This window comes from Klebsiella sp. RC2, from assembly GCF_014192815.1.
In the GTDB taxonomy this organism is placed as follows: domain Bacteria; phylum Pseudomonadota; class Gammaproteobacteria; order Enterobacterales; family Enterobacteriaceae; genus Klebsiella; species Klebsiella variicola.
In genome coordinates this window covers 26,006-47,003 of record NZ_JACHYL010000004.1, presented here as the reverse complement: position 1 = coordinate 47,003, position 20,998 = coordinate 26,006, and the positions used below count along the sequence as shown (strand labels likewise).

At 55.7% G+C, this 20,998-nt stretch carries 23 protein-coding genes; 16 read left to right on the top strand and 7 right to left on the bottom strand.

What is annotated here, in order from left to right:
• Positions 1-27 precede the first annotated feature (27 nt).
• Together pabA and FHW76_RS13890 are read left to right on the top strand one after the other, a co-directional pair.
• Positions 28-591 (top strand): aminodeoxychorismate synthase component 2, encoded by a 564-nt coding sequence (gene pabA / locus FHW76_RS13895; RefSeq protein ID WP_012540425.1) that lies wholly within the window; start codon positions 28-30, stop codon positions 589-591.
• Between the two features lie 90 nt (positions 592-681).
• Positions 682-1,902, top strand: a complete 1,221-nt coding sequence (locus tag FHW76_RS13890) for an aspartate aminotransferase family protein (RefSeq protein ID WP_040968920.1) — start codon at positions 682-684, stop codon at positions 1,900-1,902.
• Here FHW76_RS13890 and FHW76_RS13885 read toward each other — a convergent pair.
• Complete coding sequence (locus FHW76_RS13885; RefSeq protein ID WP_012540426.1) at positions 1,892-3,970, bottom strand: YccS/YhfK family putative transporter; 2,079 nt, start codon at positions 3,968-3,970, stop codon at positions 1,892-1,894. The genes FHW76_RS13890 and FHW76_RS13885 overlap by 11 nt on opposite strands.
• Before the next feature lie 51 nt (positions 3,971-4,021).
• Positions 4,022-4,654 (bottom strand): cAMP-activated global transcriptional regulator CRP, encoded by a 633-nt coding sequence (gene crp / locus FHW76_RS13880; RefSeq protein ID WP_000242758.1) that lies wholly within the window; start codon positions 4,652-4,654, stop codon positions 4,022-4,024.
• A gap of 306 nt (positions 4,655-4,960) precedes the next feature.
• Here crp and FHW76_RS13875 point away from each other — a divergent pair, with 306 nt between their 5' ends.
• The gene (locus tag FHW76_RS13875) at positions 4,961-5,365 is read left to right on the top strand and encodes an OsmC family protein (RefSeq protein ID WP_004202200.1); all 405 of its coding nucleotides are present in this window, start codon (positions 4,961-4,963) and stop codon (positions 5,363-5,365) included.
• Positions 5,366-5,420: 55 nt separating this feature from the next.
• Here FHW76_RS13875 and FHW76_RS13870 read toward each other — a convergent pair whose 3' ends face one another.
• The 4 genes from FHW76_RS13870 to FHW76_RS13855 form a co-directional block, all read right to left on the bottom strand.
• Positions 5,421-6,290, bottom strand: coding sequence for a phosphoribulokinase (locus tag FHW76_RS13870; RefSeq protein ID WP_032740264.1), 870 nt, complete (start codon positions 6,288-6,290; stop codon positions 5,421-5,423).
• A 36-nt stretch (positions 6,291-6,326) separates the two neighbouring features.
• On the bottom strand, positions 6,327-6,545 hold the full coding sequence (locus FHW76_RS13865; RefSeq protein WP_002920151.1) for a YheU family protein: 219 nt from the start codon (positions 6,543-6,545) through the stop codon (positions 6,327-6,329).
• A complete protein-coding gene (locus FHW76_RS13860; RefSeq protein WP_162499952.1) occupies positions 6,542-7,540 on the bottom strand; it encodes a hydrolase in 999 nt (332 codons plus the stop codon). The genes FHW76_RS13865 and FHW76_RS13860 overlap by 4 nt, the downstream gene beginning before the upstream one ends.
• Positions 7,541-7,765: 225 nt before the next feature.
• A complete protein-coding gene (locus FHW76_RS13855) occupies positions 7,766-9,670 on the bottom strand; it encodes an ABC transporter ATP-binding protein (RefSeq protein WP_008807036.1) in 1,905 nt (634 codons plus the stop codon).
• A gap of 173 nt (positions 9,671-9,843) precedes the next feature.
• Here FHW76_RS13855 and kefG point away from each other — a divergent pair, with 173 nt between their 5' ends.
• The 4 genes from kefG to slyD all read left to right on the top strand — a co-directional run bounded on the left by kefG (position 9,844) and on the right by slyD (position 13,095).
• Positions 9,844-10,407, top strand: a complete 564-nt coding sequence (kefG, locus tag FHW76_RS13850; protein WP_008807037.1) for a glutathione-regulated potassium-efflux system ancillary protein KefG — start codon at positions 9,844-9,846, stop codon at positions 10,405-10,407.
• A complete protein-coding gene (gene kefB / locus FHW76_RS13845; protein WP_023323333.1) occupies positions 10,394-12,199 on the top strand; it encodes a glutathione-regulated potassium-efflux system protein KefB in 1,806 nt (601 codons plus the stop codon). Before kefG ends, kefB begins: the two co-directional genes overlap by 14 nt.
• An 11-nt stretch (positions 12,200-12,210) precedes the next feature.
• Positions 12,211-12,411 carry a YheV family putative zinc ribbon protein gene (locus FHW76_RS13840; protein ID WP_002920143.1) on the top strand — a complete coding sequence of 67 codons (201 nt, stop codon included), beginning with the start codon at positions 12,211-12,213 and terminating at the stop codon, positions 12,409-12,411.
• Between the two features lie 93 nt (positions 12,412-12,504).
• Complete coding sequence (slyD, locus tag FHW76_RS13835) at positions 12,505-13,095, top strand: peptidylprolyl isomerase (RefSeq protein ID WP_008807039.1); 591 nt, start codon at positions 12,505-12,507, stop codon at positions 13,093-13,095.
• A 58-nt stretch (positions 13,096-13,153) separates the two neighbouring features.
• On the opposite strand, the gene FHW76_RS13830 is transcribed toward slyD, so the two are convergent.
• Complete coding sequence (locus tag FHW76_RS13830) at positions 13,154-13,372, bottom strand: protein SlyX (RefSeq protein WP_002920136.1); 219 nt, start codon at positions 13,370-13,372, stop codon at positions 13,154-13,156.
• A gap of 222 nt (positions 13,373-13,594) precedes the next feature.
• Here FHW76_RS13830 and fkpA point away from each other — a divergent pair, with 222 nt between their 5' ends.
• From fkpA to tuf, 9 genes are all read left to right on the top strand, one after another.
• Positions 13,595-14,425, top strand: coding sequence for an FKBP-type peptidyl-prolyl cis-trans isomerase (gene fkpA, locus FHW76_RS13825; protein ID WP_012540430.1), 831 nt, complete (start codon positions 13,595-13,597; stop codon positions 14,423-14,425).
• Between the two features lie 168 nt (positions 14,426-14,593).
• Positions 14,594-15,316: a transcriptional regulator gene (locus tag FHW76_RS13820; protein ID WP_002920130.1), complete on the top strand. Its 723-nt coding sequence runs from the start codon at positions 14,594-14,596 to the stop codon at positions 15,314-15,316.
• Complete coding sequence (gene tusD / locus FHW76_RS13815) at positions 15,316-15,702, top strand: sulfurtransferase complex subunit TusD (RefSeq protein ID WP_008807041.1); 387 nt, start codon at positions 15,316-15,318, stop codon at positions 15,700-15,702. The genes FHW76_RS13820 and tusD overlap by 1 nt, the downstream gene beginning before the upstream one ends.
• Positions 15,702-16,061 (top strand): sulfurtransferase complex subunit TusC, encoded by a 360-nt coding sequence (tusC, locus tag FHW76_RS13810; RefSeq protein WP_012540431.1) that lies wholly within the window; start codon positions 15,702-15,704, stop codon positions 16,059-16,061. Before tusD ends, tusC begins: the two co-directional genes overlap by 1 nt.
• Before the next feature lie 7 nt (positions 16,062-16,068).
• Entirely contained in the window at positions 16,069-16,356 is a 288-nt protein-coding gene (gene tusB / locus FHW76_RS13805) for a sulfurtransferase complex subunit TusB (RefSeq protein WP_008807043.1), read from the top strand.
• 124 nt (positions 16,357-16,480) lie between these two features.
• Positions 16,481-16,855 (top strand): 30S ribosomal protein S12, encoded by a 375-nt coding sequence (gene rpsL / locus FHW76_RS13800; RefSeq protein ID WP_002920115.1) that lies wholly within the window; start codon positions 16,481-16,483, stop codon positions 16,853-16,855.
• Positions 16,856-16,951: 96 nt separating this feature from the next.
• The gene (gene rpsG, locus FHW76_RS13795) at positions 16,952-17,422 is read left to right on the top strand and encodes a 30S ribosomal protein S7 (protein WP_008807044.1); all 471 of its coding nucleotides are present in this window, start codon (positions 16,952-16,954) and stop codon (positions 17,420-17,422) included.
• A gap of 96 nt (positions 17,423-17,518) precedes the next feature.
• Complete coding sequence (gene fusA / locus FHW76_RS13790; RefSeq protein WP_008807045.1) at positions 17,519-19,633, top strand: elongation factor G; 2,115 nt, start codon at positions 17,519-17,521, stop codon at positions 19,631-19,633.
• Between the two features lie 69 nt (positions 19,634-19,702).
• Positions 19,703-20,887, top strand: a complete 1,185-nt coding sequence (gene tuf / locus FHW76_RS13785; protein ID WP_012540432.1) for an elongation factor Tu — start codon at positions 19,703-19,705, stop codon at positions 20,885-20,887.
• Positions 20,888-20,998: the final 111 nt, after the last annotated feature.

Sequence of the window (20,998 nt, the reverse complement as noted above, 5' to 3'; positions counted from 1 at the left end):
CCCGGTTTTGATTGTTCCGGAGCCGCTATGATCCTGCTTATCGATAACTATGACTCTTTCACCTGGAATCTGTATCAGTACTTCTGCGAACTGGGTGCGGAAGTACTGGTCAGGCGCAATGATGCGTTGACGCTGGAGGAGATAGCGGCGCTGGCGCCGGAGAAAATCGTGATCTCGCCAGGCCCCTGCACGCCGAATGAGGCGGGGATTTCCCTCGCGGTTATCCGCCACTATGCGGGGAAAACGCCGCTACTGGGCGTCTGTCTCGGGCACCAGGCGATAGCCCAGGCGTTTGGCGCGACCATCGTACGGGCGGCACAGGTGATGCATGGTAAAACCTCGCTTATTGAGCATAACGGCGAAGGGGTGTTTCAGGGGCTGAATAATCCCCTGACGGTGACCCGTTATCACTCGCTGGTGATTGACCCGCCGACGCTCCCGCCCGAGTTTATCGTCACCGCCCGCAGCGCCAGCGCTGAGATTATGGGGATCCGCCACCGCGCCTGGGATCTTGAGGGCGTGCAGTTTCATCCGGAAAGCATCCTCAGCGAGCAGGGCCATCAATTGCTGGAAAACTTTCTGAAGCGGTGATTTTCAGTTGCCATTGACTGATTTTTTATGCATATTTTGTGATTATATTTTCATGATTACATCTGCATAACGAAGAGGGATGGGCAAGACATGGCAACTGAACAACCGGCAATCACCCGCGCCACATTCGATGAAGTTATTTTGCCGATTTATGCACCAGCAGAATTCATCCCGGTGAAAGGGAAAGGCAGCCGCGTCTGGGATCAGCAGGGCAAAGAGTATGTTGATTTTGCCGGCGGTATCGCGGTGACGGCGCTCGGCCATTGCCACCCGGCGCTGGTGGCGGCGCTCCACGAGCAGGGCGAAACGCTGTGGCACACCAGCAACGTCTTTACCAATGAGCCAGCGCTGCGTCTGGGACGTAAACTTGTCGAGGCCACCTTCGCCGAGCGCGTGGTGTTTATGAACTCCGGTACGGAAGCCAATGAAACGGCCTTTAAGCTGGCGCGTCACTATGCGGTGACCCGCCATAGCCCGTATAAAACCAAAATCATTGCCTTCCATAATGCCTTCCATGGCCGCTCCCTGTTTACCGTTTCCGTCGGTGGGCAGCCGAAGTACTCCGATGGTTTCGGCCCGAAACCGGCGGATATTGTCCATATTCCCTTCAACGACCTGCAGGCGGTAAAAGCGGTGATGGATGACCACACTTGCGCAGTGGTGGTGGAGCCGATTCAGGGCGAAGGCGGCGTGACGGCAGCGACGCCGGCCTTCCTGCAGGGGCTGCGTGAGCTGTGCGATCAGCACCAGGCGCTGTTAGTCTTTGATGAAGTGCAGTGCGGTATGGGGCGTACCGGATCGCTGTTCGCCTATATGCATTACGGTGTGACGCCGGATATTCTGACCAGCGCCAAAGCGCTCGGCGGCGGCTTCCCGGTCAGCGCCATGCTGACCACCCATGAGATCGCCAGCGCCTTCCATGCGGGTTCCCATGGCTCAACCTACGGCGGCAACCCGCTGGCCTGCGCGGTCGCCAACGCCGCCTTCGATCTAATCAATACCCCGGCGGTGCTGGATGGCGTGAGCGCGAAGCGCGAACTGTTCGTCAAACACCTGCAGCAGCTGGATGCTGAATTTGATCTGTTCAGTGATATTCGCGGGATGGGCCTGCTGATTGGCGCCGAACTCAAGCCGCAGCACAAGGGCCGCGCGCGTGATTTCCTCTATGCCGCTGCGCAAGCCGGCGTCATGGTGCTCAACGCCGGGCCGGACGTGATGCGTTTTGTTCCCTCGCTGATCATCGACGAGCAGGATATTGCCGAGGGGATGGCGCGTTTTGCCCAGGCAGTGGCAAAGGTGATTAACGGCTGATTTTCCGCAGCCAGATGCCATGATGCGGCCGCTGACGCCATGCTACTGACGATATGGTATGCATGGTGTTCAGATGGCCCAGAATGCGTTGCAGGTGCTGCTCCAGGGTACTTAACGGACCGTTCGGCACCTCTGTTTCCGGCGACTCCAGAATATTGGCATCCCCTGCGCTGCCGGGACCATCGCTGTCCAGCCGCTGCTGGCAGCGTTGCAAGGCAATCTCACAAGATTCGAGATAGCGCTGGGCAAGATCCGGGGTGAGCATCGTATGCTCCCGGGCCAGGGTGGTCATAGCGTTGATGTGTTCGACGATAAACTGACTGTGCGTCACCCACAGCTTCATATCTTCCAGGTAGTGGGTATTAAAACCGGGCTCCTGCATCGCCTGATTCAGGGAGTTGTAGAGCGCGTTATGCGCCTGGTTGACGCGCATGCGTTGATAGGCCAGCGCGGGGGCTTTTGGATCGGCGCTGAGGATCAGGCGAATCGCCTGCTGGTCGGCCTCCAGCGCATCGTGGGCGTTTTTTTTCAGCAGGCCGCTCTGCCACTGCGGCCACAGCCAGACCATCCCGCCGAAGGCGATCAGGCAGCCGATAAGCGTGTCGATAAGCCGGGCGACAATAAACTGTTCGCCGTTGAGCGTCAGCAGTTGCAGGGTATACACCGCCGTCACCGTAAAGCCTACCATCGCCCAGCCATAGTGTTTACGGATGATCAGATAGCTGAGCAGGGTAATCAGCAGCATGCCACTCAGGGTATAGCTCTCCGGAACGTGAAAGTGCAAGGTTAGCCCGGCGATGACCAGGCCGGCGAGCGTTCCCGCCGCCCGGTGAACAATTCGCACCCGCGTGGCGCCGTAGCCGTTTTGCGTGACGAAGAGCACCGTCATCAGGATCCAGTAGGGCTTCGGCAAATGCAGGGCGTTGCCCATCAGGCTGGCGACGCTCAGCATGACGCTGATGCGCGCGGCATTGCGCAGTGCGGGTGATTTCAGCGACAGATAGTTCTTTAGCGCGGGAAACAGCGGTAAACGACGCTCTTTGTCGGCCATCAGATCCCGGGCATACAGGGGGCGCTGGGTATGCAGCACCCGGGCGATACGGCTAAAGTGCCAGGCGCAGAACTGACCGACCGGGTTGTCCGGATGCTGGCGGGCGATCTTTTCCAGAGCCTCAATCTGTTTATCCATCTGAAAACGCTGCGGAAAGCGATGATAGAGAATATCATCCGCCAGCACGCGCAGGCGGGCAGCGACGGTTTGCGCATTCCAGCGGATCACCGCTTCGGCATGGCTGCGTTCCACCAGCTTTTGTACCTCTTCTGGCTGATGCAGGCTAACCGAAATATGTTCCTGTAGATCCAGCCCAACCTGGAACGCCCGCAGCAGACGCTTGTGGTCGTTGCGTTGGTTGGCGGCCAGCATATGCATCTGCTGATAGCACTGGGTAATCAGGTCGACTACCTTCTGCTGGCGGGTGAGCAGCGGCGGCAGGGCGGTCGACGGATCGGTATGCTGGGTCAACAGACTGTATTTGGCTTCACAATAGTCAGCCAGTTCCCGGTAAAGCAGGCTGAGCGACTCCCGCAGCGGCTGTTCGCGCCACAGCCAGAACCAGAGCCAGTTAAACACGCCGTACCACAGCGTACCGAAAGCGTAGATCAGCAGTGGTTCCCAGATGGGCATATTGCCCGCCAGGCTCAGGGTAAAGATAGCGGCGATCAGCGACGCGGGCAGCAGGCGCGCGTGCAGCGAACTGATCTCCGCGGTGACGCCGAGCAATAGCGCCAGGCCGCTGAGAATAAGCGGCAGGGGAATGGCCTGAGCGAGCAGCAACTGCACCACCAGACTGCATCCGGCAAACAGACAGCCGCCGATAATCAGACGTTTGAAAAAGCGCTTATGTGGGGTATCAAGACCGGCAATGTTGCAGCAGGCGGGCACTAAGGAAAACAACAGCCCCTGCTGGAGATGGCCGAGCAGAAGACCGATGGCCACAGGCAGACACAGCACCAGCGTTTGCCGCAGTGCATAGTTGACTTCCGGGTGGTAAATCAGCCTGCGCCACATGAGGGAAAAACAAGAACGGCGTACTGCAGGAGCAATACGCCGCTTAGCAACTTAACGGGTGCCGTAGACGACGATAGTTTTACCGTGTGCGGAAATCAGGTTCTGATCTTCCAGCATTTTCAAAATACGGCCAACCGTTTCACGAGAGCAGCCGACGATCTGACCAATTTCCTGACGGGTAATTTTAATTTGCATACCGTCCGGGTGGGTCATGGCATCGGGTTGCTTCGCCAGGTTCAGCAGCGTCTGGGCGATACGGCCCGTCACGTCGAGGAAGGCGAGGTTGCCCACTTTCTCAGACGTGACCTGCAGACGGCGAGCCATTTGCGAAGAGAGGCGCATCAGAATGTCCGGGTTAACCTGGATCAGCTGACGGAATTTCTTATAAGAGATTTCGGCCACTTCACATGCGGTTTTCGCCCGTACCCAGGCGCTACGCTCCTGACCCTCTTCAAACAGGCCTAATTCACCGATGAAATCGCCCTGGTTGAGGTAGGAGAGGATCATCTCTTTACCTTCTTCATCCTTGATGAGTACAGCCACGGAGCCTTTAACGATGTAGTACAGCGTTTCTGCTTTTTCACCCTGGTGGATCAGCGTGCTCTTTGATGGGTACTTATGAATGTGGCAATGAGACAAGAACCATTCAAGGGTAGGGTCTGTTTGCGGTTTGCCAAGCACCATGCGCGGTTATCCTCTGTTATAAGCTATCTCCGGGCGCCGACACTACACGGCGTCCGGGCATGCAATCGTATTGTTTCCCTATACCTGGGAAGCTGGCTGATGATTTTTCGACAGCCCGTAATGTGAACTCCTCTGCATACATGCAGTACATCAATGTAATACTGTAGCATCCAGACTGTTTTAGCATAGCTTTCGCCGCATGTCTCCTGGTGTCTCGCTTCAGCATGACGCAGGTCGCCTTCCGTTGCGAGAATTGTTATGTGCGCGTAATCTGACAGGAAAATTGCGATACTGGAGTTAAATTTTATGCAAGCGCGTGTGAAATGGGTTGAAGGGTTAACCTTTATCGGGGAGTCCGCGTCAGGACACCAGATTCTGATGGATGGCAACTCCGGGGATAAGGCACCCAGCCCGATGGAGATGGTGCTGATGGCGGCGGGCGGTTGCAGTGCGATCGATGTGGTTTCTATTCTGCAAAAAGGTCGCCATGAGGTGACCAACTGCGAAGTGAAGCTGACGTCGGAGCGCCGCGAAGAGGCGCCGCGTCTGTTTACGCATATTAATCTGCACTTTATCGTCACCGGTAAGGCGCTGAAAGATGCCGCGGTCTCCCGGGCGGTGGATCTGTCGGCAGAGAAATACTGCTCGGTGGCGCTGATGCTGGAAAAAGCGGTGAAGATCACCCACTCCTATGAAGTGATCGAGGCGTAGTCTTCGCCTGCCGTTGTGAAGCATCTCAACCCCGGCCTGGCCGGGGTTTTTTCTGTTAGCCGATCTTGCGGCCTTCCATCAGGCGCTCGACCAGCGGCGTCATGATAAGCTCCATCGCCAGCCCCATTTTACCGCCCGGCACCACCAGCGTGTTCATGTGCGAGATAAACGACCCCTGCAGCATCGCCAGCAGCCAGGGGAAGTCGATATTCTGCAGGTTACGGAAATGGATCACCACAAAGCTCTCGTCCAGCGAGGGAATAGTTTTCGCGGCAAACGGGTTGGAAGTGTCTACCGTCGGCACGCGCTGAAAGTTGATATGGGTGCGGGAAAATTGCGGGGTAATGAAGTTGATGTAGTCTTCCATCGAGCGGACGACTGAGTCCATCACCGCCTCCCGGGAGTGGCCGCGCTCGCTGGTGTCGCGAATAAGCTTTTGGATCCACTCGAGGTTAACGATAGGCACTACGCCGACCAGCAGGTCGACATGGCTGGCGACATCATGATGCGGCGTGACAACCCCGCCGTGCAGCCCCTCATAGAACAGTACGTCTGTCGGCTCCGGCAGCGGCTGCCAGGGGGTGAAAGTCCCTGGCACCTGATTCCACGGTACGGCTTCGTCATAGGTATGCAGGTATTTCCGCGACTGGCCTTTTCCGTGGCGGCCATAGTCGATAAAGGTCTGCTCCAGCAGGCCAAAGTCGTTCGCCTCCGGGCCAAAGTAGCTGATATGTTTGCCCTGATCCCGCGCCTTGCGGATCGCCATGTCCATTTCCGGGCGGGTGTAGCGATGAAAGCTATCGCCTTCCACCTCCGCGGCGTGCAGGTTTAGCTGCGCGAAGATTTTGCGAAAGGCAAGGCTGGTGGTGGTAGTGCCCGCGCCGCTGGAGCCCGTGACGGCGATCACCGGATGTTTGGCAGACATAACAACTCCCTGGTTAAACGATGTAGTGGCGTCGCCTTAGCCGTTAAACAGCGCGCGCGGCATAATATTGACCGTCTCATGCAGTTCCGACCACACAAGGACCGCCTCTCCGCGTTTCAACTGCTGTTTTACATCGGCGACTTTATCGGCAAGTGAACGTTCATGTTCACCATAATCGGTGCCTTCACGTAACACAAAGCTTTCAATCAGGTTATCCAGCGTTTCGGGATCCAGATCCTGCCAGGGAATAATCATACGGCGACCTCCAGCCAACGGTTTAACCAGTCCGGGATGCGTCTTTCCAGCCACATCTCCGGCTTACGCAGGGTGCCGCCGACGAAACCAACGTGGCCGCCTTGCTCAGTTAATTGATACTCAACGTTCGCCGGCAGTTGCTCCTGCGGCGGTATGGAGTGGTGATCCATAAATGGATCGTCTTTCGCGTGAATGATGAGCGTTGGCTTAGTGATATCGCTGAGCCGCGGCATGGCGCTGCATTGCCGGTAATAATCCAGCGCATCGGCGAAACCATGGATTTTGGCGGTGATCATATCGTCAAATTCCCGGATGCGGCGCATCCCTTTAAGCTGGCGTAAATCGACAGGCAGTGAGCCAGGATACGCTTTCAGCTTGCGTGAGGCATTGGCTTTTAACAGATTGAGCAGATAGCGCTGATAAACCCGCGAGAAGCCCTTATCCATATGATAGCTGCAGGCTTCCAGCATAAAAGGCGCGGAGACGATCACCGCCGCATCCAGCGGGCAGCGGTCGCCTTCTTCTGCCAGCAGGCAGCCCAGCATATTGCCGCCTAGTGAATAGCCGACGGCCGCAGTCGGCGCGGGACCAAACTCGCGCTGTAGCCAGTGCAGAAACCAGGTGCCATCTTCTGTTTCGCCGGAGTGATAGATGCGGTTATTGCGGTTAGGTTCGCCGCTGCAGCCGCGGAAATGCATAACCACGCCCAGCCAGTCGCGCTGCATCGCCGCGTGGATCAGACCATGGGCGTACGGGCTGTGCAGGCTTCCTTCGAGACCATGAAAGACGACGAGGCGCGGCTTATGGCGCGCCTGATGCGGGTCTTCGCTCCAGGCCAGATCGACAAAATCGCCGTCCGGCAGCTCAAGGCGCTGCCAGTGCGGGGTAAAGCGCAATTTACGGCGGATCAGCCGCGGCAGCATGGTTTGCAGATGACGATTGCCCACGCCGCGCATCGGATGGAACTCACGCGAATCGTTTTCGGGGGGCGTCATGTCTGTGGGGATGATTTCAACCATAGCACCAGAACAATTAATAAACGTGATGATGACTATACCGCGCAGGGCGCACAGGGGTTAGCCAATATGTGGTCTTGTGGCCAGCGACGCCAGGTTACAGCAAAAACAAATCATTGATGTCACTGATGGCAGGCCATGGAGAGGGCAGAAACCCACCCTGCCAGCGGCATCGTACGCGCAGGCAGGATGAGGAAGTCAATATTAGCCTTCCTGAAGCATCTGCTCCAGCTGCTCCTGGGCCTCCAGCCAGGCCATTTCACACTCCTCCAGCCCGGACTTCGCGCTGGCCTGCTGCTGCAGGCATTCGGTTAGTTCGGCTTTACGTGAGGCGTCATAAAGCTCACTGTCGCCAAGTTTTTCTTCCGCACTGGCCAACTGCGCGTTGAGCTTGTCCATCTCTTTTTCCAGACGGGCGATCTCTTTGCGCAGCGGTTGGGTCTGGCTGCGCAGTTCCGCTTCCCGACGCTTCTGGTCCTTGCGCGCCTGGGCGCTGTTGCCGCTCTCTTTTGGCGCGTCGCTGCTCTGTGATTCCTGTTTTTGCGAATCGCTGAGCCACTGCTGATAATCTTCCAGATCGCCGTCGAACGGCTCGACTTTACCGTCATGGACGAGGTACAGATCGTCGGTGGTGGAACGGATCAGGTGACGATCGTGCGACACGACAACCAGCGCCCCTTCAAAGTCGATCAGCGCTTCGGTTAAGGCCTGACGCATATCGAGGTCAAGGTGGTTGGTCGGTTCATCGAGCAGCAGCAGGTTAGGGCGCTGCCAGACGATCAGGGCCAGTACCAGTCGCGCTTTTTCTCCACCAGAGAAGCGGCGGGTCTCTTCGCTGACCTTATCGCCCTGGAAACCAAAGCCGCCCAGATAATCACGCAGTTTCTGCTCCAGTTCCTGCGGGGCCAGGCGCGCCAGGTGCTGCAGCGGCGACTCATCGGCACGCAGGAACTCCAGTTGATGCTGGGCGAAGTAGCCGAGCTTGATACCTTTTGCGAGACCGATCTCGCCGCTCACCGGCTGGAGTTCACCCGCCAGCAGCTTAATCAGAGTCGACTTCCCGGCGCCGTTGCGGCCCAGCAGGCCGATGCGCGAGCCCGGCACCAGATTGAGCTTGATGGAGTCGAGGATAATACGCTCGCCGTAACCGGCGCTGACTTTCTCCATTTTCAGTAACGGGTTAGGCAGACTCTCCGGCTGGCGGAAGCTGAAGTGGAACGGGTTATCCACGTGCGCCGGGGCGATAAGCTCCATCCGTTCGAGCATTTTGATACGGCTTTGCGCCTGCTTGGCCTTGGTGGCCTTAGCGCGGAAGCGGTCGATATAGCTTTGTAGATGCGCAACGCGCTGCTGCTGGCTTTCGTACATCGCCTGCTGCTGAGAGAGACGGGTAGCGCGCTGCACTTCGAACGAGCTGTAGTTACCGGTGTACTCAAACATCGTCTGCTGTTCGATATGGATAATTTTGTCGACGATAGGATCGAGAAAATCGCGATCGTGGGAGATCAGGATCAGCGTACCTGTGTAACCCTTAAGCCATTTTTCGAGCCAGATGACGGCATCGAGGTCGAGGTGGTTAGTCGGTTCATCGAGCAGCAGCAGATCGGAGCGGCAAATCAGCGCCTGGGCGAGGTTAAGGCGCATACGCCAGCCGCCGGAAAAATCGCTGACTGGCCGCTCCAGCTGTTCGTTGCTGAATCCCAGACCGTGCAGCAGGCTGGCAGCGCGCGAACGGATGGTCCAGGCGTCGATGGCGTCCAGCTTGCCGTGGACCGTGGCGATGGCATGGCCGTCGTTGCGCTCATTTGCCTGCTGGAGCGCGGCTTCCAGCTGGCGGTATTCACGATCGCCATCAATAACATAATCGATAGCCGGCTGAGGCAGCGCCGGGGTTTCCTGATTCACCCATGCCAGCTGCCAGCTGCCTGGAAAGGTCATACTGCCGCCGTCAGCGCTTATCTCGTTTTTCAAAAGCGATAGCAGCGTCGATTTCCCGCAGCCGTTTTTGCCCACCAGACCGACCTTTTGGCCAGGGTTGATGGTAGCGGTGGCGTTGTCCAGCAGGACGCGTACGCCGCGACGAATTTGTAACGAGGAGAAAACAATCATAAGGCGCCGTATGTTCAGACTATGTTAATTTGTCATTATGATAATGTAGTGTGGAAGCGAATCGCTTCACCGGGCCGCCATGGTAGCCCAAAACGAAGACGATACACAAAGTCATTCTGGCGGTGTCAGAACACCGGGGCTGCGCAGGCCGCCAGAAGACCTACGGGAGGGGAATGATGTCTCAGACAGCGAAAGTGTTGCTGCTGTATGCCCACCCAGAATCTCATGATTCCGTGGCCAACCGGGTTTTATTAGAGCCGGCCTTACAGTTGCCGAACGTCACCGTGCACGATCTTTACGCGCACTATCCGGATTTTTTTATCGATATCGCTCATGAACAGGACCTGCTGCGCCAGCATGAGGTGATTGTTTTCCAGCATCCTTTATATACCTGGAGCTGTCCGGCGCTGCTCAAGGAGTGGTTGGATCGTGTGTTAAGCCGCGGCTTCGCCAGCGGTGCCGGAGGAAACGAACTGGCGGGAAAGTACTGGCGTAGTGTGATCACCACCGGCGAACCTGAGAGCGCCTACCGTCGCGATGCCAATCGCTATCCGATGAACGATATTTTACGTCCTTTTGAACTGACCGCCGGCATGTGCCGTATGCACTGGATGAGCCCCATTATTGTCTACTGGGCCCGGCGGCAACAGCCAGAGGAATTGCGTAGCCGCGCTCGAGCCTACCGGGACTGGCTGGCCAATCCCCTTACCGCCGGAGGTATACATGGCGGGATCTGATTTGCTGCTGGCGGGCGTTCTTTTTTTGTTCGCCGCCGTTATTGCCGTACCTCTGGCCTCAAGATTGGGTATTGGCGCGGTGCTGGGCTATCTGCTGGCCGGGATTGCGATTGGCCCGTGGGGACTTGGGTTTATCAGCGATGTGGATGAAATTCTCCATTTCTCTGAGCTCGGTGTGGTGTTTCTGATGTTTATCATCGGCCTGGAGCTTAATCCGGCCAAGCTATGGCGGCTGCGGAGCTCCATCTTCGGCGTCGGCGCGGCGCAGGTGATGCTCAGCGCGGCGATCCTTGGCGGTCTGCTGATGACGACCGGGTTTTCATGGCAGGCGGCGGTGGTCGGCGGGATCGGCCTGGCGATGTCTTCCACCGCCATGGCGCTGCAGCTGATGCGTGAGAAGGGAATGAGCCGCAGCGAATCGGGGCAGTTAGGCTTTTCGGTGCTGCTGTTTCAGGATCTGGCGGTGATCCCGGCGCTGGCGCTGGTTCCCCTGCTGGCCGGTTCCGCGGATGAGCATGTTAACTGGCTGACGGTCGGTATGAAGGTCCTGGCCTTTGCCGGGATGCTGATTGGCGGACGCTATCTGCTGCGGCCGGTGTTCCGCTTTATCGCCAGCTCGGGGGTCAGGGAAGTGTTTACTGCCGCCACGCTACTGCTGGTCCTTGGGTCGGCGCTGTTTATGGAGGCGCTGGGGTTGTCGATGGCGCTGGGTACCTTTATCGCCGGCGTGCTGCTGGCGGAAAGCGAGTATCGCCACGAACTGGAAATCGCTATCGATCCGTTCAAGGGGCTGCTGCTCGGGCTGTTCTTTATCTCCGTCGGCATGGCGCTGAACCTTGGCGTGCTGTATACCCATCTGCTGTGGGTGGCGGTGAGCGTGGCGGTGCTGGTGGCGGTAAAAATGCTGGTGCTCTATCTCCTGGCCCGCTTCTATGGCCTGCGAAGTTCAGAGCGGATGCAGTTTGCGGGCGTATTAAGCCAGGGCGGTGAGTTCGCGTTTGTCCTCTTTTCGCTGCCCGCCTCTCAGCGGTTGTTCCAGCATGACCAGATGGCGCTGCTGCTGGTGGCGGTGACGTTGTCGATGATGACGACGCCGCTGCTGATGAAGGGGATAGATAAGCTATTGTCGCGACGGCTGAATCCGGCAGATGATACCGATGAGGCGCCGTGGGTGGAGGATGACAAGCCGCAGGTGATTATTGTCGGGTTTGGTCGCTTTGGTCAGGTTATCGGTCGCCTGCTGATGGCCAATAAGATGCGTATTACAGTGCTGGAGCGGGACATCAGCGCGGTGAATCTGATGCGAAACTATGGCTACAAAGTCTATTTTGGCGACGCTACCCAGCTGGAGCTGCTGCGCTCGGCGGGAGCGGAAGAGGCGCAGTCGATCGTCATCACCTGTAATGAGCCGGAAGACACCATGCGGCTGGTGGAAATGTGTCAACAACACTTTCCACATCTGCATATTCTGGCCCGCGCACGCGGTCGCGTTGAGGCGCATGAGCTGCTGCAGGCCGGTGTGACGCAGTTTTCTCGTGAAACCTTCTCCAGTGCACTGGAACTGGGGCGCAAAGCGCTCATCACCCTGGGGATGCATCCTCACCAGGCCCAGCGCGCGCAACTGCACTTCCGACGGCTCGATATGCGAATGCTGCGCGAGTTAATGCCAGTGCATACTGATACGGTACAGGTATCTCGCGTGCGGGAAGCCCGACGCGAACTGGAAGAGATTTTTCAGCGTGAAATGCAGAAAGAAAGTCGGCAGCTGGACGGCTGGGACGAGTTTGAATAAAGGTAAATCATATGGCAGTGCGTAAACGTTTTATTGCCGGGGCGAAATGTCCGGCGTGCCAGGCGCAGGATTCGCTGGCGATGTGGCGTGAGAATAATGTCGATGTCGTTGAATGCGTTAAGTGTGGTCACCAAATGCGTGAGGCGGATAAAGAGGCCCGTGAGCATGTACGCAAAGAGGAGCAGGTGATTGGCATTTTTCATCCCGACTAGCGTTATCCGTCGGCTTTTTTTAAGCTAGAGGGTACACGGCTGCAGAATTCCGCTACAATCTGCGCCACTATTCTTCCCATCTCAGGAGATATCATGAAAGTAGCAAAAGACCTGGTGGTCAGCCTGGCCTATCAGGTACGTACAGAAGACGGTGTGTTGGTTGATGAGTCTCCGGTAAGCGCGCCGCTGGATTACCTGCACGGTCACGGCTCCCTGATTTCCGGCCTGGAAAACGCGCTGGATGGCCACGAAGTGGGCGACAAATTTGACGTAGCTGTCGGCGCTAACGACGCTTACGGCCAGTATGACGAAAACCTGGTGCAGCGTGTACCGAAAGACGTCTTTATGGGCGTTGATGAACTGCAGGTTGGTATGCGCTTCCTGGCGGAAACCGATCAGGGTCCAGTACCGGTAGAAATCACTGAAGTTGAAGACGACCACGTTGTGGTTGATGGCAACCACATGCTGGCTGGCCAGAACCTGAAGTTCAATGTGGAAGTTGTCGCTATTCGTGAAGCAACGGCTGAAGAGCTGGAGCATGGTCACGTGCATGGCGCTCATGGCCACGATCACGATCATGACCATGGTCATGACGGTTGCTGCGGCGGCCACGGCCACGATCATGGTCACGACCATGAACACGGCAAAGGTGGTTGCGGTAACGGCGGTTGCGGTTGCCACTAATGGCGTCGCGTTCGCGCGGATAGCCAAAAAAAGCGGGGAAACCCGCTTTTTTTACGTCTCAATAATGGGGAGGCGGCGTCTCTTCTGCCTGAGAGGCGATATGGGACGGTTGGGTCGCCTTCAGTTTCTCGATCATCAGACGCATATGCTCCCGCATCTTCGCCATCTCTATCTCGTGGGCGGTCACGGTTTTATTGAGGTCTTCGATGGTGATTTCCTGAAACGCCAGCCGGCTTTCCAGCTCTGCAAGGCGCGTTTCTAATGTGCTATCGTGCATGGGTAACCTCTTTAGTCTGATCCTGCGAGCGGATTCTACTTAAGTTTCTCTTTTCGCGCAGCATCGCTGCGTCTGACAGGAAACTTATTCATACAAAAATAGTCCTAAAAGAGGCGATATTCAGGAACGTCCGTATGTAGATTTTAACGGCAACGTTCTATAGTACGTTTTTTGCTTTTTACGATAACCCTGGGGTGAGAGGCCCCGGCCCTGGAGAAATGGATGAAATCACTGTTTAAAGTAACGCTGCTGGCGACCACAATGGCCGTCGCCCTGAATGCACCGCTGACCTTTGCTGCAGATGCGGCGGCGAAGGCAGCCCCAGCGGCTGAGAGTAAATCGGCATTTAAAAATGACGATCAGAAATCCGCCTATGCACTGGGCGCGTCTCTCGGGCGTTACATGGAAAACTCCCTGAAAGAACAAGAAAAGCTGGGCATTAAGCTGGACAAAGCCCAGTTGATCGCCGGCGTACAGGACGCGTTTGCCGATAAGAGCAAGCTGTCCGACCAGGAGATCGAACAGACTCTGCAGGCCTTTGAAACGCGCGTGAAGACCGCGGCTCAGCAGAAAATGGAAAAAGACGCGACTGAGAACGAAGCCAAAGGCAAAACCTTCCGCGATAGCTTTGCTAAAGAGAAGGGCGTGAAAACCTCGAAAACTGGCCTGCTGTATAAAGTCGAGAAAGAAGGCACTGGTGATGCGCCGAAAGACAGCGACACCGTGGTGGTTAACTACAAAGGCACCCTGATCGACGGTAAAGAGTTTGATAACTCTTATACCCGCGGTGAGCCGCTCTCTTTCCGCCTGGACGGCGTGATCCCGGGCTGGACGGAAGGCCTGAAGAACATCAAGAAAGGCGGTAAAATCAAGCTGGTCATTCCACCGGATCTGGCTTACGGCAAAACCGGCGTTCCGGGGATCCCGGCCAACTCTACGCTGGTCTTTGACGTAGAACTGCTGGATATCAAACCGGCGCCTAAGGCGGATGCACAGCCGGAAGCCGCTGGCGACGCGAAAGCCGCAGACGCGAATGCTGACGCTAAGAAGTAATCGGGTTCAGGCCGCCGTCTCGTCAGAGGCGGCGGCTTTTTTATTGAGCGCAGATATAATTAAAACTGGAAAGATCCTCAGGCGCTGTATTACTTTAGATAGCTTAATAATGATGATGAGCCTGCCCTGACAATAACGACAGGCTCCTGAAAAGGAGTGCTTTTTTTCATGTCCAGGTCGCTTTTAACCAACGAAACCAGCGAGCTTGACCTGCTGGATCAACGTCCCTTTGACCAGACCGATTTCGATATTCTTAAATCTTATGAAGCGGTGGTGGACGGGTTGGCGATGCTCATCGGTTCGCACTGTGAAATCGTGCTGCATTCTTTGCAGGATCTTAAATGCTCTGCCATCCGTATCGCCAATGGTGAACATACCGGCCGCCAAATCGGTTCACCGATTACCGATCTTGCGCTGCGCATGCTGCACGATATGACGGGCGCCGATAGCAGCGTTTCCAAATGCTACTTCACCCGCGCCAAAAGCGGCGTACTGATGAAGTCGGTGACGATAGCCATTCGCAATCGCGATCATCGGGTGATCGGTCTGCTGTGCATCAACATGAATCTGGATGTGCCTTTTTCACAGATCATGAGCACCTTTATTCCGCCAGAAACGCCGGAGGTCAACTCACCGGTGAACTTTGCTTCCTCGGTTGACGATCTGGTCGCGCAGACGCTGGAATTCACCATTGAAGAGGTGAACGCCGATCGCAGCGTGTCTAATAATGCGAAAAACCGCCAAATCGTGCTGAATCTCTACGAAAAAGGGATCTTCGATATCAAAGACGCCATTAACCAGGTGGCCGATCGTCTGAATATCTCCAAGCATACCGTCTACCTCTATATCCGCCAGTTCAAGAGCGGCGATTTCCAGGGGCTGGATAAGTAATGCGTTTTGCCCTCACGGTGACTGGCCCTGCCTATGGGACCCAGCAGGCGAGCAGCGCCTGGCAGTTTGCCCAGGCCGTATTGCAGGAAGGTCATGAACTGGCATGCGTTTTTTTCTATCGCGAAGGCGTGCTCAACGCTAACCAACTGACGGCGCCCGCCAGCGATGAGTTCGATCTGGTGCGCGCGTGGCAATCATTGCACGATGAACAAGGTGTGGCACTACACATCTGCGTGGCGGCTGCCTTGCGTCGAGGCGTAACGGACGAGCGTGAGGCGCAACAGCTCGCGCTGGCCAGCCACAATTTGCAACCCGGCTTCACGCTGAGCGGGCTCGGCGCGCTGGCGGAAGCCGCGCTCACTTGCGATCGGATGGTGCAGTTCTGATGAAACGTGTGGCTTTTATTTTTTCCTCCGCGCCGCACGGCAGCGCCGCCGGCAGGGAAGGGCTCGATGCCTTATTAGCAACCTCCGCGCTCACCGACGAGATTGGCGTGTTCTTTGTAGGCGACGGCGTTTTTCAACTGCTGCCCGATCAACGGCCGGGTGCAGTGCTGGCTCGCGACTACATAGCCACCTTTAAACTGCTGTCACTGTATGATATCGATCAGTGCTGGCTGTGTGCCGACTCCGCGCGGGAGCGCGGTCTGGACCCCGCTACTCCGTGGGTGGTGGATGTCGAATGCCTGGCGCCGGATGCCCTGCGCGCCCGTCTGCATGAATTTGATGTGATTTTGCGTTTCTGAGGTCCCCATGCTCCATACGCTCAGTGTTTCTCCCTGGCATGCCGATATCGCAGCAATGCTTCGCGTGATGGATCACGGTGACGATCTGTTATTGCTGTCTGATGGCGTCACGGCGGCCATCGCCGGTGGTCGCTTCCTTGAGATCCTGCAATCCGCCCCCATAACCCTCTATGTGCTGCAAGACGACGTTGACGCCCGCGGGCTGGCTGGTCAAATTGCGGACAGTGTCGGTAGGGTTAGCTATACTGATTTCGTCAGACTCACGGTAAAACATGCCGGTCAGCTGGCCTGGTGATGGCGGGATCGTTGTATATTTCTTGACACCTTTTCGGCACCGCCCTAAAATTCTGCGTCCTCATATTATATGAGGCGATTTATTACGTGTTTACGAAGCAAAAGCTAAAACCAGGAGCTATTTAATGGCAACAATTAACCAGCTGGTACGCAAACCACGCGCACGCAAAGTTGCAAAGAGCAACGTGCCTGCGCTGGAAGCCTGCCCGCAGAAACGTGGCGTATGTACTCGCGTATATACCACCACTCCTAAGAAACCGAACTCCGCACTGCGTAAAGTTTGCCGTGTGCGTCTGACTAACGGTTTCGAAGTCACCTCCTACATCGGTGGTGAAGGTCACAACCTGCAGGAGCACTCCGTGATCCTGATCCGTGGCGGTCGTGTTAAAGACCTTCCGGGTGTTCGTTACCACACCGTTCGTGGTGCGCTTGACTGCTCCGGCGTTAAAGACCGTAAGCAGGCTCGCTCCAAGTACGGCGTGAAGCGTCCTAAGGCTTAATGGTTCTCCGTTAAGTAAGGCCAAACTGATTTACCTTAATGTCATACTAAACTCTTAGAGTTTTGGACAATCCTGAATTAACAACGGAGTATTTCCATGCCACGTCGTCGCGTCATTGGTCAGCGTAAAATTCTGCCGGATCCGAAGTTCGGATCAGAACTGCTGGCTAAATTTGTCAATATCCTGATGGTAGATGGTAAAAAATCTACTGCAGAAGCAATCGTATACAGCGCGCTGGAGACCCTGGCTCAGCGCTCTGGTAAAAATGAACTGGAAGCTTTCGAAGTCGCTCTCGACAACGTGCGCCCGACTGTAGAAGTTAAGTCTCGCCGCGTTGGTGGTTCTACTTATCAGGTTCCAGTTGAAGTTCGTCCGGTTCGTCGTAATGCTCTGGCAATGCGTTGGATCGTTGAAGCTGCTCGTAAACGCGGTGATAAATCCATGGCTCTGCGCCTGGCGAACGAACTCACTGATGCTGCAGACAACAAAGGTACTGCAGTTAAGAAACGTGAAGACGTTCACCGTATGGCCGAAGCCAACAAGGCGTTCGCACACTACCGTTGGTAATCCCTTCGGAGTCATAGTCACCAGGCGGGCGCTTCAGATGAGTCGCCCGCTCTGGATAACTTAACTGAACGCCTAAAGAAATAAACGAGGAATCAAATGGCTCGTACAACACCCATCGCACGCTACCGTAACATCGGTATCAGTGCGCACATCGACGCCGGTAAAACCACTACTACCGAACGTATTCTGTTCTACACCGGTGTAAACCACAAAATCGGTGAAGTTCATGACGGCGCCGCTACCATGGACTGGATGGAGCAGGAGCAGGAACGTGGTATCACCATCACTTCCGCTGCGACTACTGCATTCTGGTCTGGTATGGCTAAGCAGTATGAACCGCACCGTGTAAACATCATCGACACCCCGGGGCACGTTGACTTCACTATCGAAGTAGAACGTTCCATGCGTGTTCTTGATGGTGCGGTAATGGTTTACTGCGCAGTTGGTGGTGTTCAGCCACAGTCTGAAACCGTATGGCGTCAGGCAAACAAATATAAAGTTCCGCGCATTGCGTTCGTTAACAAAATGGACCGCATGGGTGCGAACTTCCTGAAAGTTGTTGGTCAGATCAAAACCCGTCTGGGCGCGAACCCGGTTCCGCTGCAGCTGGCGATTGGTGCTGAAGAAGGTTTCACCGGTGTTGTTGACCTGGTGAAAATGAAAGCCATCAACTGGAACGATGCAGACCAGGGCGTTACCTTCGAATACGAAGATATCCCGGCTGACATGCAGGACCTGGCTGACGAATGGCACCAGAACCTGATCGAGTCCGCTGCGGAAGCTTCCGAAGAGCTGATGGAGAAATACCTGGGTGGTGAAGAACTGACTGAAGAAGAGATCAAAAAAGCTCTGCGTCAGCGTGTTCTGAACAACGAAATCATCCTGGTAACCTGCGGTTCTGCGTTCAAGAACAAAGGTGTTCAGGCGATGCTGGATGCGGTAATTGATTACCTGCCATCCCCGGTTGATGTTCCGGCAATCAACGGTATTCTGGACGACGGTAAAGATACCCCGGCTGAGCGTCACGCAAGCGACGAAGAGCCGTTCTCTGCACTGGCGTTCAAAATCGCTACCGACCCGTTTGTTGGTAACCTGACCTTCTTCCGTGTGTACTCCGGTGTGGTTAACTCTGGTGATACCGTACTGAACTCCGTGAAAGCTGCACGTGAGCGTTTCGGTCGTATCGTACAGATGCACGCTAACAAACGTGAAGAGATCAAAGAAGTTCGCGCGGGCGACATCGCTGCTGCTATCGGTCTGAAAGACGTAACCACTGGTGACACCCTGTGTGACCCGGATGCGCCGATCATTCTGGAGCGTATGGAATTCCCTGAGCCGGTAATCTCCATCGCCGTTGAGCCGAAAACCAAAGCTGACCAGGAAAAAATGGGTCTGGCTCTGGGTCGTCTGGCTAAAGAAGACCCGTCATTCCGCGTATGGACTGACGAAGAGTCTAACCAGACCATCATCGCCGGTATGGGTGAGCTGCACCTCGACATCATCGTTGACCGTATGAAGCGTGAATTCAACGTTGAAGCGAACGTCGGTAAACCTCAGGTTGCTTACCGTGAAGCGATTCGCGCGAAAGTTACCGATATCGAAGGTAAACACGCCAAGCAGTCTGGTGGTCGTGGTCAGTACGGTCACGTTGTGATCGACATGTACCCGCTGGAGCCGGGCTCTAACCCGAAAGGTTACGAGTTCATCAACGACATCAAAGGTGGTGTAATTCCTGGCGAATACATCCCGGCCGTTGATAAAGGCATCCAGGAACAGCTGAAAGCTGGTCCGCTGGCAGGTTACCCGGTAGTTGATATGGGTATCCGTCTGCACTTCGGTTCTTACCACGACGTTGACTCCTCTGAGCTGGCGTTTAAACTGGCTGCGTCTATTGCCTTTAAAGAAGGCTTTAAGAAAGCAAAACCAGTTCTGCTTGAGCCGATCATGAAGGTTGAAGTAGAAACTCCGGAAGAGAACACTGGTGATGTTATCGGTGACTTGAGCCGTCGTCGCGGTATGCTGCGCGGTCAGGAATCCGAAGTAACCGGCGTTAAGATCCACGCTGAAGTACCGCTGTCCGAAATGTTCGGTTATGCAACTCAGCTGCGTTCTCTGACCAAAGGTCGTGCATCATACACCATGGAATTCCTGAAGTATGATGATGCGCCGAACAACGTTGCTCAGGCCGTTATTGAAGCCCGTGGTAAATAATCCACAGGATTAAAACCTAAGTCCCGTGCTCTCTCCGAAGGGGAGAGCACTATAGTAAGGAATATAGCCGTGTCTAAAGAAAAATTTGAACGTACAAAACCGCACGTCAACGTTGGTACTATCGGCCACGTTGACCATGGTAAAACTACCCTGACTGCTGCCATCACTACCGTTCTGGCTAAAACCTACGGTGGTTCTGCTCGTGCATTCGACCAGATCGATAACGCACCGGAAGAAAAAGCTCGTGGTATCACCATCAACACCTCTCACGTTGAATATGACACCCCGACTCGCCACTACGCGCACGTAGACTGCCCGGGCCACGCCGACTATGTTAAAAACATGATCACCGGTGCTGCGCAGATGGACGGCGCGATCCTGGTTGTTGCTGCGACTGACGGCCCGATGCCGCAGACTCGTGAGCACATCCTGCTGGGTCGTCAGGTAGGCGTTCCGTACATCATCGTGTTCCTGAACAAATGCGACATGGTTGATGACGAAGAGCTGCTGGAACTGGTTGAGATGGAAGTTCGTGAACTGCTGTCTCAGTACGATTTCCCGGGCGACGACACTCCGATCGTTCGTGGTTCTGCTCTGAAAGCGCTGGAAGGCGACGCAGAGTGGGAAGCGAAAATCATCGAACTGGCTGGCCACCTGGATACCTATATCCCGGAACCAGAGCGTGCGATTGACAAGCCGTTCCTGCTGCCGATCGAAGACGTATTCTCCATCTCCGGTCGTGGTACCGTTGTTACCGGTCGTGTAGAGCGCGGTATCATCAAAGTCGGTGAAGAAGTTGAAATCGTTGGTATCAAAGACACCGCGAAAACCACCTGTACTGGCGTTGAAATGTTCCGCAAACTGCTGGACGAAGGCCGTGCTGGTGAGAACGTTGGTGTTCTGCTGCGTGGTATCAAACGTGAAGAAATCGAACGTGGTCAGGTACTGGCTAAGCCGGGCAGCATCAAGCCGCACACCAAGTTCGAATCTGAAGTGTACATCCTGTCCAAAGACGAAGGCGGCCGTCATACTCCGTTCTTCAAAGGCTACCGTCCGCAGTTCTACTTCCGTACTACTGACGTGACTGGCACCATCGAACTGCCGGAAGGCGTAGAGATGGTTATGCCGGGCGACAACATCAAAATGGTTGTTACCCTGATCCACCCGATCGCGATGGACGACGGTCTGCGTTTCGCAATCCGTGAAGGCGGCCGTACCGTTGGCGCGGGCGTTGTAGCTAAAGTTCTGGGCTAATTCGTTAGCTTCGAATAAAAAGGGCGCTTCGGCGCCCTTTTTGCTGCGCGCAGTTCCGCGAAATAACGTGTACAACACACCATTCATAACGTGCGCTGCGGCGGATAATGC

Bases quoted from the DNA above. Each gene is read 5' to 3' on its own strand.
- FHW76_RS13865 (WP_002920151.1), bottom strand. From the start codon at position 6,545: ATGATTATTCCCTGGCAGGATCTGGATCCCGAAACGCTGGATAACCTG.
- FHW76_RS13840 (WP_002920143.1), top strand. From the start codon at position 12,211: ATGGCAGTGCGTAAACGTTTTATTGCCGGGGCGAAATGTCCGGCGTGC.
- crp (WP_000242758.1), bottom strand. From the start codon at position 4,654: ATGGTGCTTGGCAAACCGCAAACAGACCCTACCCTTGAATGGTTCTTG.
- FHW76_RS13890 (WP_040968920.1), top strand. From the start codon at position 682: ATGGCAACTGAACAACCGGCAATCACCCGCGCCACATTCGATGAAGTT.
- rpsL (WP_002920115.1), top strand. From the start codon at position 16,481: ATGGCAACAATTAACCAGCTGGTACGCAAACCACGCGCACGCAAAGTT.
- kefG (WP_008807037.1), top strand. From the start codon at position 9,844: ATGATGTCTCAGACAGCGAAAGTGTTGCTGCTGTATGCCCACCCAGAA.
- FHW76_RS13855 (WP_008807036.1), bottom strand. From the start codon at position 9,670: ATGATTGTTTTCTCCTCGTTACAAATTCGTCGCGGCGTACGCGTCCTG.
- tusC (WP_012540431.1), top strand. From the start codon at position 15,702: ATGAAACGTGTGGCTTTTATTTTTTCCTCCGCGCCGCACGGCAGCGCC.
- fkpA (WP_012540430.1), top strand. From the start codon at position 13,595: ATGAAATCACTGTTTAAAGTAACGCTGCTGGCGACCACAATGGCCGTC.
- tusB (WP_008807043.1), top strand. From the start codon at position 16,069: ATGCTCCATACGCTCAGTGTTTCTCCCTGGCATGCCGATATCGCAGCA.
- pabA (WP_012540425.1), top strand. From the start codon at position 28: ATGATCCTGCTTATCGATAACTATGACTCTTTCACCTGGAATCTGTAT.
- FHW76_RS13885 (WP_012540426.1), bottom strand. From the start codon at position 3,970: ATGTGGCGCAGGCTGATTTACCACCCGGAAGTCAACTATGCACTGCGG.
- FHW76_RS13860 (WP_162499952.1), bottom strand. From the start codon at position 7,540: ATGACGCCCCCCGAAAACGATTCGCGTGAGTTCCATCCGATGCGCGGC.
- rpsG (WP_008807044.1), top strand. From the start codon at position 16,952: ATGCCACGTCGTCGCGTCATTGGTCAGCGTAAAATTCTGCCGGATCCG.
- kefB (WP_023323333.1), top strand. From the start codon at position 10,394: ATGGCGGGATCTGATTTGCTGCTGGCGGGCGTTCTTTTTTTGTTCGCC.
- FHW76_RS13875 (WP_004202200.1), top strand. From the start codon at position 4,961: ATGCAAGCGCGTGTGAAATGGGTTGAAGGGTTAACCTTTATCGGGGAG.
- FHW76_RS13870 (WP_032740264.1), bottom strand. From the start codon at position 6,290: ATGTCTGCCAAACATCCGGTGATCGCCGTCACGGGCTCCAGCGGCGCG.
- tusD (WP_008807041.1), top strand. From the start codon at position 15,316: ATGCGTTTTGCCCTCACGGTGACTGGCCCTGCCTATGGGACCCAGCAG.
- fusA (WP_008807045.1), top strand. From the start codon at position 17,519: ATGGCTCGTACAACACCCATCGCACGCTACCGTAACATCGGTATCAGT.
- FHW76_RS13830 (WP_002920136.1), bottom strand. From the start codon at position 13,372: ATGCACGATAGCACATTAGAAACGCGCCTTGCAGAGCTGGAAAGCCGG.
- FHW76_RS13820 (WP_002920130.1), top strand. From the start codon at position 14,594: ATGTCCAGGTCGCTTTTAACCAACGAAACCAGCGAGCTTGACCTGCTG.
- slyD (WP_008807039.1), top strand. From the start codon at position 12,505: ATGAAAGTAGCAAAAGACCTGGTGGTCAGCCTGGCCTATCAGGTACGT.